Here is a 14900-nt window from a genome sequence, read left to right as displayed (position 1 = left end):
ACCTGTTTCTTTTTCTCGCCACCATTGTTTATTTATCTGTTTTTTATGAACGAAAAAACTCTCCCCCGGCATTGGCGTCAGCAGCGTTATATGTTCTTTTTGACAATGGGCAAGCAAATCTAAAATCGGTTCGTCCCAGCGGTGAGTAAACAGCTCGTATGTAGCCCAATGTACTGGCAACAGTTTTTTCGCATTTAAATCGTGAAACGCTTGCACGGTATGATGAGCCTGCATGTGCCCCCAGTTTTCGACCGGATAACCTTGGCCTTTCACATCAGCAGCCACTTCCAAACAGGCAATGTCGATTGGTCCACATCGCTGTGCGATCTCGGAAAAGTGCGAATCGTAAGCTGAATCGCCACTAAAATAGAGCGTCTCTTCTTTGCCTTTGATGACCCAAGAAGCCCACAAGGTCGAGTTTTTATCGAAATAAGTACGACCAGAATTATGGTTAGCGGGCGTACAAATCAGTTCAGTTCCGGAATAGTGCACGCTATCCCACCAATCGAATTCCACGATGTTGTCTGCGCAAACGCCCCACTTTATCAGATGCTTGCCAACCCCTAAGGGCACATAAAACGTCACGGATTTATCAGCGTAGAAACGTATGGTCGATGCTTCTAAGTGGTCGTAATGATCGTGCGAAATCACGATCATTTCAGGAATCGGCAAACAATCTCTGGCATGGGTATTGGGAATATTGCGTTCAAACCACGCTTTTGCGATGAACGGAGAAGCGTAATCAAATACCGGATCAGTCAGAATTCGAATGCCATCGACCTCCACCAGCATGGTGGAATGGCCCAGCCAAGTAACGCGCATCGATTCACTTCTCTGCGCAAACTGCGTAGGTTGAATTGGGAAATGTGGCAGATGTTCGTTAGGACTCAATGGCGTTCTACCACCAAGATAGCTCCAACACACCTGCCAGAATGATTGCGGGCTAGGGATATTTGGCATCTCGTTTTTAACGCGGCCGTTTTCAAATTGAGGCGAGTGGTGAACACGGTGCGCCAACTGCGCATGGTAGGTTTGAGGGGAAATCAGTGAACTTGGCTTTTGTGTCTTTTGTTCACTCGTTAGGTATGTGCGCTTAAGTATCGTTTCAGACATATCGTAGTTTTGTCTCGCTTGCGAACGCTCAACAGTAGGTTTATTAAAACGTGCGTGTATGTCTATTTCGTGACCAAAATGAGGTGTAAGATGAAGATTCAGTTTCAATCAAACGTTTTCTATATTAAGGAAGCGGTTCTCAAACCTTCTGAATACTGCGTCGGTTTGAAAGGAGAAAGCTATGGTGACTTGCAGCCAATACGATTTTATTGAAATCGCCTGTATGTTTAAGCTCCCTATCGAGATCACACTAAAAAATGGTGAAACTCATCAGGGCAACGCGTTCGACACAGGCTACGACATGCAGCGACAAGAGTGCTTGTTTTTAGATATGGATGGTGAGCACACCGCCTTCCCGACTGAACAATTAGTCGCAATGCGCGCGCTCAAAACCAATCCGCATTTTGACGAAGTGACATTTGAGTAAACGTCCTTCTTTCACTGACGCCGTCCAATAAAAAACGCCTCTCAAGCTGTCACAACTTGAGAGGCGTTCTCTTACACGGTTCACCTGAACTTGTTGTTATTCACGCGACCGGATGAAAACCAACATCGGCATCATGATCACGAACATCACTCCCACAAGCTGGAAGGTGTGCACAAACGCGACCATTTGCGATTGCTGCTGCAACATCTGTTGGTATTGGTCTAACGCAACCGGGTCGGTAATGGAAAGCCCCTGATTGGCCGCCCAGTCATGCAAGTTAGGATTATAAGGATTAAAACCCTCTCCCAGCGCATGCCATTGCTGCTGACTATCACGATATTGGAACGTGGTGGCGATAGAGATACCAAACGAACTACCAATCGTACGGAACAGATTGTAAATACTTGCCGCCGCAACAGATTGCTCTTTCGGAATCGTTAAATACGCCAAGGTGGACAGCGTCGAGAAGGTTAAACCAAGCCCCATCCCCTGAATCATACTCGGCATCACAATCCAAAATGTATCGATCTGCAGTGAGTATTGCGTCATCAAATAACTACCAATCCCGATGCAGCTCAAGCCAAAGACTATTTTGATTCTGGGATCGAATTGCGGATTGAGCTTAATCACCAAAATCAACATCGCCGCTGACGCCAATCCACGCGGTGCCATTAATAAGCCAGTGGTTGAGACCGGATAATCCAGCAAGCTTTCCAACAGCATCGGTTGTTGAGTCGTCAGGCCAAACATCGCCATCGACACCACGGCAATCATCAACGACGAGACCATAAGATTTCGGTCTTTCAGTAGCCACAATGGCGCTATTGGGCTTTTGGTTTTCCAGCTGCGATAAATCCACATCACCGACCCCATGACAGCGAGTAATATCGCGGTCTGGATCATGCGTGAGTTGAGCCAGTCTTCTTCGTTACCTTTATCCAACACAAACTGCAACGCGCCCACACCTAACGCCATGTAACCGATGATCCACCAGTCAAAGTTAGGTTTGGATTTGTTGTCGATGTGGATATAGCGATAAATCAAAGAGGTACAAATCAAACCGAATGGCAAGTTGATGTAAAAAATCCAGCGCCAATTGATGTTGTCGGTGATCACGCCACCCACGACTGGGCCCAAAATAGGACCAAGCAAAATGCCGATGGAGAAAATCGCCATCGCTTTGCCTTTTTGTTCGTACGGATAAATCTGCACTAACGTCGACTGCGCTAATGGAATCACCGACGCGCCGAAAGCGCCTTGAATAATGCGAAATAGCACCATCTCTTCAAGAGACTGTGCTTGCCCACAAAGCGCACTGGCAATCACAAAACCGATCACAGCAACCAGCATGACTTTGCGTTCACCAAAGCGCGACACCCAGAAACTGGTCATCGGAATGAAGATCGCTTCCGCCATGCTGTAACCCGTCAGCACCCAAGTAATTTGGTCTGCCGTTGCGCCCAACGCGCCCATCATGTGCGATAGCGACACGTTCGCAACGGTCATATCGATTAACACCATGATGGCAGAAAGCATCACGGCGACGGTGGCAATCCCCCGTTTGTCTGCCGTAATTTGATGGCTCATTGCACGCTACTTTGCAAATCAATGGTGACTTCTGAGCTCGCACCCACGCGAAGTTGCGGCGCATCGGCCGGTACTTCTAATGCCAAACGTACAGGGAAACGCTGTTTGATTTTAACCCAGTTACCCGTTGCGTTTTCTGGTGGCATCAAAGAGAACGATGTACCACTCGCAGGCGACAGCTGTTCTACCGTTGCTTTCCACACCACGTCTGGGTACATATCAATCACCACATCCGCATGCATGCCAGGTTTAATATGAGTAAGATCGGTTTCTTTAAAATTCGCGCGTACCCAATAGCTGCCTTTTAAAATCACAGGGAACAGCGTTTGACCCACGCTAACGACCGAGCCTACGTGCGTATTGATTTCACCGGCAATGCCATCCACTGGTGACGTAATGTCGGTGTAGCTCAAGTTCAGCTCCGCTTGCGCTAACTGTGCTGCAGCTTGTTGAACGACCGCAGCCTCTGCGCCTTCTTCACCACGGTTCGCAATGGCTTTTTCTACCGTCGCGCGCGCTTGCTCTAGGCTCGCTTGGGCATTGGCGAGTTTGTTTTTCGCCGTATCTAAATCTTGGTCCGACGCCAGTTTGCGTTTCACTAGGGAATCCGTACGTTTGTACTCTACTTGCGCTTCTATCAGGTTAGAGCGCGCCGCATCTAAGCCCGCAACAGCTTCAGTTACCTGCTTATCGGCAACGTCATGTTGCTGGACCGCCAATTGGTATGCCGCTTTTGCTTGCTTCACTGCCAACAAATATGGGCGTGAATCTATCTTCAGCAGTAGGTCACCTTTGTTAACAGATTGGAAGTCTTTGACATCCACAGAAACCACTTGGCCTTTTACCTGAGGCGCTACCGACAAAATTTTTGCCCTAACGTAGGCATCTTCCGTGCTTGGGTGACTATCTGAATACTGCCAAGACCAATACATCGCACCAAATGCGATAACACAGAGAGTAAAGAAAAGAGTTTTTACCAGCTTAGATCTGGAGGAGGAATGCTTTGCGATGTCGTCGCTCATTTATATTGTCCACTTGTTCAATTATGTGATCAGTGTAGGACTTTTCGATCTTCCGACAATAAAATGATCTGCAAGGTAAAGATCCAATTTTGCATGTTGCTAAGTGGAGTAAATGATGTGCAATCAAAACGAGGATAAAAAGAGGGGCAGTCCCCGTAACCGCCCCCAAAGTCATGCCAATAATAGTAATGTGCGTGTAACTACTGGTTTTTCTTAGAACTTGTAACCGCCGCTGATCATAAATACCCAAGGGTTAATTTTGACGTCGGTTTTTTGCTTCTCTCCACCTGCTTTGTAAGTTGCTTCTGTTTCAATGTTTGCGTACCACGCAGCAGCGTTGAGGAACCATTGATCGTTGATCATGTAGTCCACACCAATATTCGCTGCTAGACCGAATGAATCATCCAACTTAAGATCTGAAAGACCAGCGCCTTTACCCGTGCTATTGAAGCCCTCATCAAAGAACATGGTGTAGTTGAGACCTGCACCCACGTATGGACGGAACTTACTTTGTGGCTCGCCAAAGTAGTACTGCACCATAAGCGTTGGTGGAAGGTGTTTGGTGTCCGCGATATCACCAAGACCTAACAAGTCTGTTGAAATATCGTGGCTGAATGGTGTTGCTGCTAGAAGCTCTAAACTGATGTTGTCTGTAAACATGTAGCCAAACGTCAAACCAAGCTGCGTATTTGAGTCAACTTCTAACTCTTCTTGAGAACCAAGAATCTTATCACTGCTGTCATTTGGAACGACAGACGCCGCACCAACACGAAGAACGAAGTCACCTTGTTTATGAGCGAAAACACTTGGTGACACGAGTGCAGCAACCACTGCTAGACTGCAGATTGTTTTTTTCATTTTTATTTCCTTTCGTAGGGCTTCGTTATGTCGTACCCAAAGGGGTGCCTGCTAACTGATCTGAGATTTCAAGTAAACTCAGCGCCTTGAAGCACACGGGTATCTATATCTTTTTGAGCTGTGCGCAATCTAGCACATAGAAACCCTACTATTTTGATGGAAATCAATTTGTGAAAAATATAGGTTTTTTGTATGGAGAAACGCCATATTGATCAACAAATTATGCAAATAGGATACAATTCTGTAATGCAAACTGTGCGTGTGAGTTGCCATGCATACCCATAAATGCGAATCCTCTCGTTAAGGCTCGTAGCCAGTAAAAACTTTTTTCTTCCTCTACGTCTTCTATTTTCAAAAAATAACCCACTTAAAAAGCTCGTTTGACCCCTTAAAATCGCGATTTGAGGGGTTTGTAAAACACTGAAATACAAGAAGTTATTTTTCTGGAAAATCAGTCACTTGGAGTGCTAGTCTGCTCGCAGATAAGGAGAAGACATGTTAAAAACCGATCTCATTTTTGAACGAGAAAACTTTTCTCATCACGATTTTCAGAATGCCACCTTTAAAAACTGCCACTTTTATATGTGCAGTTTCGACCATGCCGATCTGCGCGATGCTAAGTTCATCGACTGTCGCTTTATCGAATCCAAAGCGCTAGAAGGGTGTAGTTTTCGCTTCGCGAACTTAAAAGACGCCAGCTTTACGAACTGTATGTTGGCGATGAGCCTGTTTAACGGCGCAAATTGTATGGGCTTGGAGCTACGTAAGTGCGATCTCAAAGGGGCAAACTTCCAAGGTGCGAACTTTGCTAATCGCGTCAGTAACACCATGTTTTTCTGTTCTGCTTTTATTACTGGCTGCAACCTCACCTACTGTAACTTCGAGCGAGTGTTACTAGAAAAATGTGACCTCTTTGAAAACCGTTGGAACGGTGCGAACCTCGCAGGGGCAACTCTCAAAGGCTCGGATTTATCTCGCTGCGAATTCTCGCCAGAACAATGGGGAACCTTTAACGTTGAGCAATGTGATCTGACTCATGTCGAACTAGACGGGCTAGATGTGCGCCGCGTTTCTCTGTTTGGTGTTAAAATTTGTGATTGGCAACAAGAGCAATTGCTTGCGCCTTTTGGACTGATCATTCTTTAAGGAAAGGCCATGAACCTGTTTAAAGACTTACCGAATAACCTCGACGAGGAAGTGTTCGAAGACCTGCTGACCCACAAAAACCTGCGTATAGAACGCATTGTCTCAACGGGGCAAACCTCGCCCGAAAGTGGCTGGTACGATCAAGAAGAACATGAATGGGTCTTGGTTCTTAAAGGAGCAGGAGAGCTGACTTTTGAATCAGGTGTCGTGCAACGACTTGAGGCAGGCGATCACGTTACGATTCCAGCTCATACCAAACACAAAGTGAGCTGGACTGACCCAACGCAAGAAACCATCTGGTTGGCGGTGTTTTATCAATAAACACAAAACGATCTTAAACCAAAAAATAGGCGCTGAATTTGCTCGATACTACTAAGCCGTCACTGGCACTGTTTGATTTTGATGGCACCATCACCCGAGAGGATATGTTTAGCCTTTTCCTCCACTATTCTGCTTATGGCCTGCGCAAACGAGTAGGAAAGGTCGCTATCATGCCATTTTATGCGCTGTACAAACTCGGAGTGTTACCCGCTCGTGTTATGCGCCCTCTCAGCAGTTTTATTGCATTTTCAGGGAAAGAAACGCAGCAAATTGAAGCGATTGGCGCTCAGTTTGCCCATGAAGTGATCCCGCTGTACTTGAGGCCAGAAGCGATGGAAAGGTTGGCGTGGCATCAACACAGAGGCGATACCATTGTGGTAGTGTCGGCATCACTCAATGCGTATCTCAAGCCTTGGTGTGAAGCGAACGGTTACCACTTGTTGTGCAGTGAACTGATCTCAGAACAGCCAAAACTGAGTGGCTTTTACCAACAAGGTGATTGCAGTTTAGAAAGAAAAGTCTCGCGCGTTAGGGCCACGTTTTCGCTCGACGAATTTGCGTCTGTTTATGCCTACGGTGATACACACGAAGACATTCCGATGCTCAAACTGGCAGACTACGCGATGCTCAACTGGAGCGAGTGGAGAGCAAGCGAATAACGATATGTGCTCTGATTTTCAAGACAACCACTCGACCAAAGTGGTCGTTTTAGGCTAAAAAACAAACCCTTCTCACATGAGAAGGGTTTTATTGTTCAGGGCCCGAATAAATGGCTTAACGCCATACACCCCATTGGCCTGTTGTGCCTGGTTCCTCACCAGACGTCCACCACTGGGCAGTCCATTCTTTGCCGTTGTGCGTCACCACATCACCTTGGTTGTATACGGCCGTCTTGTCCCACAAGTTGGTTGGTTCAACTGGTGGCGTTACATCCGCTTTGATCAGTGACAACGCATAACTGAAGTCTGCACTTGGCGCTAATACTTGGTTCGCATTCACGTTGTTACTATCGAACATGTAGTGGCTCATCTCTTGATGCCAAATGCCCACATACCAATCGCCCGTTTGCTGCGCGTTAAATTGATCTGCTATTTCTGCCGCCCAAGTCGCCGTATTGTTCGCACTGATTGGTAGTGAAATATCGACAATTTCATTGCCTGTCGCATTAAACGTACGGAAACGGATGGTGTCACCCGCTTCTACTGGTCCGAAACCTTGCTGAACAAAGTAGCCTAGAGATGTCAGATTATTGCCCGGTTCGGTTGGATCAACAGGGTCAGTCGGTGGCGTCGTGCCTGTTCCGTTTAACGTAATGTCACTACAGTTGTAGAAACCTTCCCCAGCGACATCAATACGCTGCCAACGAGTGTAAAGTACCGCATCGCCCGAACGATCAGCAGGGAAAGTCACCTGAATACGGTAGCGTTTTTCCGCATCAACATACACATCACCTGCGGTGTCGATCAGCTCTAAATCACTCCAAGTAAGAGGTTTTGAATCATCATAAGTTGGCTTGGTGAGATAGAATTCCCAGTACGATGGGTTGTGCGGCGCTTTGCCGTAAAACACCAATTCAATCTGGTTATTTGCATCTGGCGTAACATTGGTGCGCTGCCAGTTTGGAGAAGGAATGTTCAAGCCTTTCTTAGCTGTATCGCCAGCAGAACATAGCTCACCGTCGCGAACCACGGCTTTCACATGCTCCATATCTCGGTAATTTGGTACGTTTGCTGCAATTTCGCTACGCTGCACAAACGGATACGCGCCAGATTCATCAAAAGCCGCTTTACACGCTTGGTTAGGGATCTCGTTGGTCCAAAAGCCACCGTCTAAATAACACGTATTTTGACGCGCACTTGGAAATTCTACCCAGCCGTGGGCGTTGACGTTAAATGAGCTCAATGCGGCAACAGCGCTTAAGCTCAAAAGAGGAAGTGTTACATGTGATTTCATCGTTCATCCTTAATTTTGCTGACTCGCCGCTCTGAAACACAAGCGGTTTAAGCAAAACTAGCAGGATGGGATTATTTAGAAGGTGAGAATAAATATGGAAATTGTAAGAGTGCCATCTGCTTTCCAGCATTTGTTGTGAACCATTCTCATACTCGACTGACTCTTTCGAGTCACTTCAAATTCGTGTGCCACAAAAACTGTCACTCTCGTTTGGCTAGCGCTCGTCTTTTGGTGTGTCCATCACCACCATGGTTGTGATCGACTTGACGTGTTCGCACTCACCCAACACATCAGCGTGAAACGCTTTATAAGCGGCGAGATCTTGCGTTTCCACACGCAGCAAATATTCGTTCGCGCCAGTGATGTTGTGACATTCCACCACCTCGTTTACAAAACGCACATGCTCTTCGAAACCCAACTGCGCCTGCTTAGAGTGCGAGGCCAAACCAATCGACACATAAGCAACAAAACCCACGCCAAGTTGCTGATTATCCAGTACTGCTCGGTAGCCTTTGATAACGCCTTTACGCTCTAAATCTTGCACTCGGCGTAAGGTTGCAGACGGAGATAAACCAACGCGTTCCGACAGCTCCACATTGGAGATTCTTCCGTCTCGTTTGAGCACTTGCAATATTCTTTCGTCAAATCTATCCATGATGATGTTTCATTGCTTATTTAGTTTCTAATCATCAAATAAAAGCACAATATTGACCTCAGTTCTACTTATAGTTGTTCTCAACTTATCGAGAACTGATTCAAGGAACAATCTATGGAATATCATCAACTGGGCGCTTTGGCGTTGTTCGCTTTTGTCTCCACTTTTACGCCGGGTCCCAATAACATTATGTTGATGACCTCAGGGGCAAATGTCGGCTTTAAACGCACTATCCCACACATGTTGGGCATTACCTTCGGCTTTGGTGCCATGCTAATTTTGGTGGGTATTGGCTTGATGAGCCTGTTCCATGCCTACCCGCTAACCCACTCGATTTTAAAAGTATTGAGCTTGAGTTATTTGCTGTACTTGACGTACAAAATCGCCACCAGCGACAAAACAGAAGCAAAACACGATTTTCGCCCGATGTCTTTTTTAGGGGCTGTTGCATTCCAATGGGTGAACCCAAAAGGTTGGTCGATGGCGTTGACGGCCATTACGGTATACACCAGTGGCGGTTCTTGGCTCGAACTGACTTTTATTGCCGGTATCTTCTGTTTAGCTAACTTGCCATCGGTGACATTTTGGACGGCGGCAGGTATGCAATTGCAGCGTTGGTTGACCACCGATAAACGCGTTAAGGGGTTCAACTACAGCATGGCAGCGCTGTTGCTTTTGTCTACGATTCCAATGATATAAGTCCATTTATGGTTAAAAAACGACTCACTTTACGTGGTTAGAGAAAGGATAGAGGTAATATTTTTCTTGAGGCTTTGGCGTTAATTCACAGTGTAAATTTGTTTAAAGACGCTACCCTCTTGTTAGGGAACTTGATAATCTTTAAATGAGAAAGAGAATAATTATCGAGTAAAGTAACAATGAAAAAGAAGCCTCAACCTAAAACGCTTGTTGTCACAGACACAGAAACCATCACTCCAAACATGCAGCGCATTACCTTGCAAGGTGAGGCGCTGAGCCACTTTCCTCGTGACTGCGAAGGCAGTTACATCAAATTACTGTTTAACGATATGGGCGGCGCGGATCTGAGCATCCTGCCAGAAGACGACCGACCAATCATGCGCACCTACACTATCCGACGCTTTCATCCAGAAACCAGTTCAATCGAAGTGGATTTCGTCCGACACGTAACGCAAGATCTGCAATGCGGATTTGCAGCGCGTTGGGCAATGGCCGCGCAAAAAGGCGACACGATCAGCATTGTTGGGCCAGGTAGCATCTCCAACTTAAATACTGAGGCGGATTGGTTCTTCATGGCTGCCGATATGACAGCACTTCCAGCACTTTCTGCGAAAATTCGTACGCTGCCCGAAGAGGCCAAAGGCTACGCTGTGATCAGCGTGATGTCTCCAGCCGACATTCAACCCCTAAACACGCCAGCCGGTATGGAGTTGATTTGGCTAACTGAACAGCAAACCTTGGCTGATAGCGTTCGCGAACTCGAGTGGTTAGACGGTAACGCTTCGGTATGGTGTGCGTGTGAGTTCGATTCAATGCGCGCGCTGCGCCAATATTTCCGCAATGAGAAAGAAGTCGATCGCGAGAATATCTACATCAGCAGCTATTGGAAGCAAGGCGTGTCTGAAGATGGGCACAAAGTGATTAAACGTGAAGACGCGGAATCCAACCAATAGTGATTCATGTCTTTTCGATTCCAGCTCTCATCCTAATAAAAACGCCCGGCATCACTGGGCGTTTTAGCAACTTCAGTTGTATTAAAGTTCATGAAAACTCTAATCCGCTAGTTCCTGCGCTAAAAAGTCGATTAACAACCTCACTTTGGGCGATAAATTTCGGCTTTGTGGATACAGTGCCCAAATGCCTTCACGGTCGTCTCGGTAATCGGTCAGCACCTCGACTAGCTCACCCCTTATCTAGAGCTTCTTGAACGTAATAGTCCGGCAACTGCACTAAACCCAAACCACGTTTGGCGGCGCCCATTAGCGCAAAACCACTATTGCATTTAATTCTCCCCGATACGCGCAAAGACTTATCGCGTTTATTTTCCTTAAAATGCCAATAATCGACCGAACCAACTAGGCACTGATGTCGAGCCAGTTCGGATAATGTGTGAGGCTCGCCAAATCGCTCCAAATACATAGGGCTAGCACACACGTAATTTTGACGCGACGAAAGACGCTTTGCGATCATGCTGGAATCTTGCAGGCGGCCAAGACGAATCGCCACGTCTACCCCTTGCTCTATCAAATCCAGTTTTTGATTGGTCAGAACTAAATCGAGGTCCACACGCGGGTACTTCTCCAAAAACTGATGCAAGAGCGGTGCGAGGTTCATTTCCCCATAGGTCACAGGCGCTGTCACACGCAGCAAACCTCGCGGTTCGGTTTGCATTTGCGTTACAGCAAGCTCAGCTAGTTCTAGCCCTTCGACCAAGTGTTTGCACTGCTGATAATAAAGCTGTCCAGCTTCAGACAGAGAAACTTTTCGCGTCGTGCGATGCAGTAACTTGACCGCAAGACGCTCTTCAAGTGCCGATACGCGGCGACTGATTTGTGCCACTGACGTTTTCAGTTTAGCCGCGGCAGCTGTAAAGCTGTTAGTTTCCGCTACGGCAACAAACTCGCTGACTCCTTCCCAATTCGCCATGCTGTATTCCTGTCGACCTCTTCTAGACAAATAGTGATTACATTGTTCTCGTCGCGCTACGCTTTGAAAACGGGAAAACTTTACGCGTCAGGTAACGGACGAAGATCGTCGTATTGCGCATCAAGCTCAATGCCAAAATATTCTTTCAACGCATCCAGGTAGGTTTGACCTGGCTCTAGCTCTATTTCTGTTAGCTCTTCATGATTGGTGCATCTGAGTGTGTAGTTAAGCAGCGTCACCAACCCACTTTCTGTCGCTCTAGCAGCGACTCTTGCGCTAGTAAAACGCGAATTAGGCGAAGTCGAGGTAAAGAAGTTGCTACATGCAATGTCACCAGCACACACGAACTCTAGGTCAAAGCTGTATAGATTGTTCCACACGTCCGTTCCATCGGTTGAAAGCACTTGGAGGAAATAACCAAACTGAGCATCTTTGACAAAACGGAAGGTTTGTAAATCCGTCTGAATCACTTGGTCAAGGATAAATGGCAATGGCGCTCGAGGGGTATTGGAGCCAAAACCCACATCGACAATCCATGTTTGTTCCTCTAACGTCACTAACGTGATTTGATGACTACGACCTGTTGGTGTACCAGACACATGTACACGCCCTAGCAAACTTCGCGCTTCAAACCCAAGAGTGTTGAGCACATCAAGCATTAAACCATTTAATTCAAAGCAGTAACCACCGCGAGAGTGGTACACGGTTTTTTGAATAATATCTTCAATCTCAACAGAAACGCCTCGCTGCAATGCGATGTCAAAATTCTCAAACGGCAGGCAACGATGCTGCGCCACGTGAACTCTGTGCAATGACTCCAAATCGGCGGGCAATTCACTAGGCAAGCCTAGCTTGGTTAAATAGGCACTCAGATCCGTCTTATTCATAATGACTCTTACTTAGCTGATGGTTTGACTGTTTTCTACTTTAGCCCCTCTATCTAACTTCAGGTCAATCACCTTTTCCATTTCCCTTCCGCTTTAAGGAGGCATAGCACTCTTTTTACATGCTCACCTTATCATTATTACGCATATGTAAAAATCATTTTCAAAATGGACGGATTATCATTTTTACTGAAACACCTAAAATGAGCACCAACAAAACGACGCAGCGCGGTAAGCAAACCTTAACTACGCTTATTACGTCACTCCATATACTGAAAATATAAAGGAAACATCCAATGTCGCTTGAAATCAAACCTGGTCAAACTCACATAAAATCAAAAGCAATGGTCGCTTGGGCTGCAGGTGAGCCGCTTAAAATGGAAGAAGTTGATGTACAACTTCCAAAAGCCGGCGAAGTGCTAGTACGCATCGTAGCAACTGGTGTTTGTCACACTGACGCATTCACACTATCAGGTGACGATCCAGAAGGTATCTTCCCTTCAATCCTTGGTCACGAAGGTGGCGGCATCGTTGAAATGGTTGGCGAAGGCGTAACAAGCGTTGAAGTTGGCGACCACGTTATCCCACTTTACACTGCTGAATGTGGTGAGTGTAAGTTCTGTAAATCTGGCAAAACGAACCTATGTCAGGCCGTTCGTGAAACGCAAGGTAAAGGCCTAATGCCAGATGGCACAAGCCGATTCTCTATCAACGGCGAAACTATCTTCCACTACATGGGTTGTTCTACTTTCTCTGAGTACACGGTTCTTCCAGAAATCTCACTAGCGAAAGTAAACAAAGAAGCACCACTTGAAGAAGTTTGTCTTCTAGGTTGTGGCGTAACCACTGGTATGGGTGCGGTATTAAACACAGCTAAAGTTGAAAAAGGCGACACAGTGGCAATCTTTGGTCTAGGCGGTATCGGTCTTTCTGCAATCATCGGTGCTCGCATGGCTGGTGCCAGCCGCATCATCGGTGTAGACATCAACGAAAGCAAATTCGACCTAGCGAAACAACTTGGTGCAACTGATTGCATCAACCCACAAAAATTCGACAAGCCAATTCAAGAAGTGATTGTTGAAATGACAGACGGTGGTGTTGACTACTCATTCGAATGTATCGGTAACGTAAACGTGATGCGCCAAGCACTTGAGTGCTGTCACAAAGGTTGGGGTGAGTCAGTCATCATTGGTGTTGCTGGTGCAGGTCAAGAGATCTCAACTCGTCCATTCCAACTGGTAACTGGTCGTGTATGGCGTGGCAGCGCTTTCGGTGGCGTTAAAGGTCGCTCTGAGCTTCCAGAAATCGTAAACCGTTACATGGCTGGTGAATTCGGCTTACAGGAGTTCATTACCCACACAATGGGATTAGCAGACGTCAACAAAGCGTTTGATCTGATGCATGAAGGTAAGAGCATCCGAACAGTTATCCATATGGATCAATAATGCTGCCTCAGGCTCTCCTTTTGGGGAGCCTGAATTCCTTCTGCTAATTAGAGAGTTTATTCATGACCATTGAAAATGTAAGCCAAGCCAAAGTGTTTGGCGGTTGGCACAAGCAATATACACACGAATCCAATGCCCTAAACTGCACCATGCGCTTCGCGATATTCTTGCCACCTAACGCAACGAAATCAAATCCCGTACCCGCGCTATACTGGCTCTCTGGTTTAACGTGTACCGATGAGAACTTTATGCAGAAAGCGGGCGCATTTCGTATGGCGGCCGAGCTTGGCATTGCGATCATTGCACCAGACACAAGTCCGAGAGGCGAAGGTATCGCTGACGACGAAAGCTATGACCTAGGAAAAGGAGCTGGCTTTTACCTTAATGCGACGCAAGCACCTTGGTCACTGCATTACTGTATGTACGACTATGTGACTGAGGAGTTGCCTGCGATCATCGAAAGTAACTTCCCAGTCTCTGACGTGAAGTCAATTTCCGGTCACAGTATGGGCGGCCACGGAGCGCTCACCATTGGTCTGAAAAATTCAGAACAGTACCGTTCTATTTCAGCGTTCAGTCCAATCAGTAACCCAATGCAATGCCCTTGGGGACAAAAAGCCTTTACTGCTTACTTAGGCAAGGAGCTTGAAAGCTGGAAGCAATACGATGCAAGTGAACTTCTAAAACAACAACAATCACCATTACCAATTTTGGTTGATCAAGGTGATGCTGATGGCTTCTTAAATGAGCAGCTTAGACCGGAAGCGCTGATTGCTGCGGCAAAAATACACGATTCAAACCTAACCTTGAGAATGCAACCAGGCTATGACCATAGCTATTACTTCATCTCAAGCTTTATTGAAG

General features: G+C 46.6%; 15 protein-coding genes and 1 pseudogene. 8 read left to right on the top strand and 8 right to left on the bottom strand.

Annotated features, from left to right (window positions below):
* Positions 1–1113: MBL fold metallo-hydrolase (locus tag CAG68_RS10615; protein ID WP_161441123.1), on the bottom strand; the 1113-nt coding region annotated here is incomplete at its 3' end.
* 181 nt (positions 1114–1294) lie between these two features.
* Here CAG68_RS10615 and CAG68_RS10610 point away from each other — a divergent pair.
* Entirely contained in the window at positions 1295–1540 is a 246-nt protein-coding gene (locus tag CAG68_RS10610) for a Rho-binding antiterminator (RefSeq protein WP_005374351.1), read from the top strand.
* Between the two features lie 96 nt (positions 1541–1636).
* Here the strand turns inward: CAG68_RS10610 and CAG68_RS10605 are convergent, their stop codons facing one another.
* The 3 genes from CAG68_RS10605 to ompW form a co-directional block, all read right to left on the bottom strand.
* On the bottom strand, positions 1637–3127 hold the full coding sequence (locus CAG68_RS10605) for an MDR family MFS transporter (RefSeq protein ID WP_054729179.1): 1491 nt from the start codon (positions 3125–3127) through the stop codon (positions 1637–1639).
* Entirely contained in the window at positions 3124–4149 is a 1026-nt protein-coding gene (locus CAG68_RS10600) for an HlyD family secretion protein (RefSeq protein ID WP_054578558.1), read from the bottom strand. The genes CAG68_RS10605 and CAG68_RS10600 overlap by 4 nt, the downstream gene beginning before the upstream one ends.
* Positions 4150–4362: 213 nt before the next feature.
* Entirely contained in the window at positions 4363–5007 is a 645-nt protein-coding gene (gene ompW, locus CAG68_RS10595; RefSeq protein ID WP_005374357.1) for an outer membrane protein OmpW, read from the bottom strand.
* Positions 5008–5502: 495 nt separating this feature from the next.
* Between ompW and CAG68_RS10590 the strand changes: the two genes are divergently transcribed.
* From CAG68_RS10590 to CAG68_RS10580, 3 genes are read left to right on the top strand one after another with little or no spacing between them, the layout of a single operon-like run.
* Positions 5503–6153, top strand: coding sequence for a Qnr family pentapeptide repeat protein (locus CAG68_RS10590; RefSeq protein ID WP_005460782.1), 651 nt, complete (start codon positions 5503–5505; stop codon positions 6151–6153).
* 9 nt (positions 6154–6162) lie between these two features.
* Complete coding sequence (locus tag CAG68_RS10585; protein WP_005383281.1) at positions 6163–6474, top strand: cupin domain-containing protein; 312 nt, start codon at positions 6163–6165, stop codon at positions 6472–6474.
* 38 nt (positions 6475–6512) lie between these two features.
* Positions 6513–7133, top strand: coding sequence for an HAD-IB family hydrolase (locus tag CAG68_RS10580; RefSeq protein WP_025768754.1), 621 nt, complete (start codon positions 6513–6515; stop codon positions 7131–7133).
* 115 nt (positions 7134–7248) lie between these two features.
* Here CAG68_RS10580 and CAG68_RS10575 read toward each other — a convergent pair whose 3' ends face one another.
* Together CAG68_RS10575 and CAG68_RS10570 are read right to left on the bottom strand one after the other, a co-directional pair.
* Complete coding sequence (locus CAG68_RS10575) at positions 7249–8427, bottom strand: lytic polysaccharide monooxygenase (protein ID WP_017633838.1); 1179 nt, start codon at positions 8425–8427, stop codon at positions 7249–7251.
* Positions 8428–8641: 214 nt separating this feature from the next.
* The gene (locus tag CAG68_RS10570; RefSeq protein WP_005482841.1) at positions 8642–9082 is read right to left on the bottom strand and encodes an Lrp/AsnC family transcriptional regulator; all 441 of its coding nucleotides are present in this window, start codon (positions 9080–9082) and stop codon (positions 8642–8644) included.
* A gap of 114 nt (positions 9083–9196) precedes the next feature.
* On the opposite strand from CAG68_RS10570, the gene CAG68_RS10565 reads away from it, so the two are divergent.
* Both CAG68_RS10565 and CAG68_RS10560 read left to right on the top strand, forming a co-directional pair.
* Positions 9197–9781, top strand: coding sequence for a LysE family translocator (locus tag CAG68_RS10565; protein WP_005482872.1), 585 nt, complete (start codon positions 9197–9199; stop codon positions 9779–9781).
* A gap of 179 nt (positions 9782–9960) precedes the next feature.
* Complete coding sequence (locus CAG68_RS10560) at positions 9961–10734, top strand: siderophore-interacting protein (RefSeq protein WP_017821025.1); 774 nt, start codon at positions 9961–9963, stop codon at positions 10732–10734.
* 99 nt (positions 10735–10833) lie between these two features.
* Here the strand turns inward: CAG68_RS10560 and CAG68_RS10555 are convergent.
* Positions 10834–11707: pseudogene (locus tag CAG68_RS10555) on the bottom strand (LysR family transcriptional regulator).
* A gap of 80 nt (positions 11708–11787) precedes the next feature.
* Complete coding sequence (locus tag CAG68_RS10550) at positions 11788–12594, bottom strand: arylamine N-acetyltransferase family protein (protein ID WP_005383272.1); 807 nt, start codon at positions 12592–12594, stop codon at positions 11788–11790.
* Positions 12595–12887: 293 nt separating this feature from the next.
* Between CAG68_RS10550 and CAG68_RS10545 the strand changes: the two genes are divergently transcribed.
* Positions 12888–14036, top strand: coding sequence for an S-(hydroxymethyl)glutathione dehydrogenase/class III alcohol dehydrogenase (locus CAG68_RS10545; protein ID WP_017821027.1), 1149 nt, complete (start codon positions 12888–12890; stop codon positions 14034–14036).
* 62 nt (positions 14037–14098) lie between these two features.
* The coding region (gene fghA / locus CAG68_RS10540) for an S-formylglutathione hydrolase (protein ID WP_161441122.1) at positions 14099–14900 on the top strand (802 nt) is incomplete at its 3' end.

Source organism: Vibrio sp. V42_P2S4T144 (assembly GCF_009904715.1).
In the GTDB taxonomy this organism is placed as follows: Bacteria; Pseudomonadota; Gammaproteobacteria; order Enterobacterales; family Vibrionaceae; genus Vibrio; species Vibrio alginolyticus.
Note: the sequence above shows the minus strand (reverse complement) of the source record. Positions and strands in the feature narration are given on the sequence as shown.

Excerpts from the sequence above, each read along its gene's own strand:
- CAG68_RS10575 (WP_017633838.1), bottom strand. The coding sequence starts at position 8,427 with ATGAAATCACATGTAACACTTCCTCTTTTGAGCTTAAGCGCTGTTGCC.
- CAG68_RS10590 (WP_005460782.1), top strand. The coding sequence starts at position 5,503 with ATGTTAAAAACCGATCTCATTTTTGAACGAGAAAACTTTTCTCATCAC.
- CAG68_RS10610 (WP_005374351.1), top strand. The coding sequence starts at position 1,295 with ATGGTGACTTGCAGCCAATACGATTTTATTGAAATCGCCTGTATGTTT.
- CAG68_RS10585 (WP_005383281.1), top strand. The coding sequence starts at position 6,163 with ATGAACCTGTTTAAAGACTTACCGAATAACCTCGACGAGGAAGTGTTC.
- CAG68_RS10600 (WP_054578558.1), bottom strand. The coding sequence starts at position 4,149 with ATGAGCGACGACATCGCAAAGCATTCCTCCTCCAGATCTAAGCTGGTA.
- ompW (WP_005374357.1), bottom strand. The coding sequence starts at position 5,007 with ATGAAAAAAACAATCTGCAGTCTAGCAGTGGTTGCTGCACTCGTGTCA.
- CAG68_RS10560 (WP_017821025.1), top strand. The coding sequence starts at position 9,961 with ATGAAAAAGAAGCCTCAACCTAAAACGCTTGTTGTCACAGACACAGAA.
- CAG68_RS10605 (WP_054729179.1), bottom strand. The coding sequence starts at position 3,127 with ATGAGCCATCAAATTACGGCAGACAAACGGGGGATTGCCACCGTCGCC.
- CAG68_RS10565 (WP_005482872.1), top strand. The coding sequence starts at position 9,197 with ATGGAATATCATCAACTGGGCGCTTTGGCGTTGTTCGCTTTTGTCTCC.
- CAG68_RS10545 (WP_017821027.1), top strand. The coding sequence starts at position 12,888 with ATGTCGCTTGAAATCAAACCTGGTCAAACTCACATAAAATCAAAAGCA.
- CAG68_RS10550 (WP_005383272.1), bottom strand. The coding sequence starts at position 12,594 with ATGAATAAGACGGATCTGAGTGCCTATTTAACCAAGCTAGGCTTGCCT.
- CAG68_RS10570 (WP_005482841.1), bottom strand. The coding sequence starts at position 9,082 with ATGGATAGATTTGACGAAAGAATATTGCAAGTGCTCAAACGAGACGGA.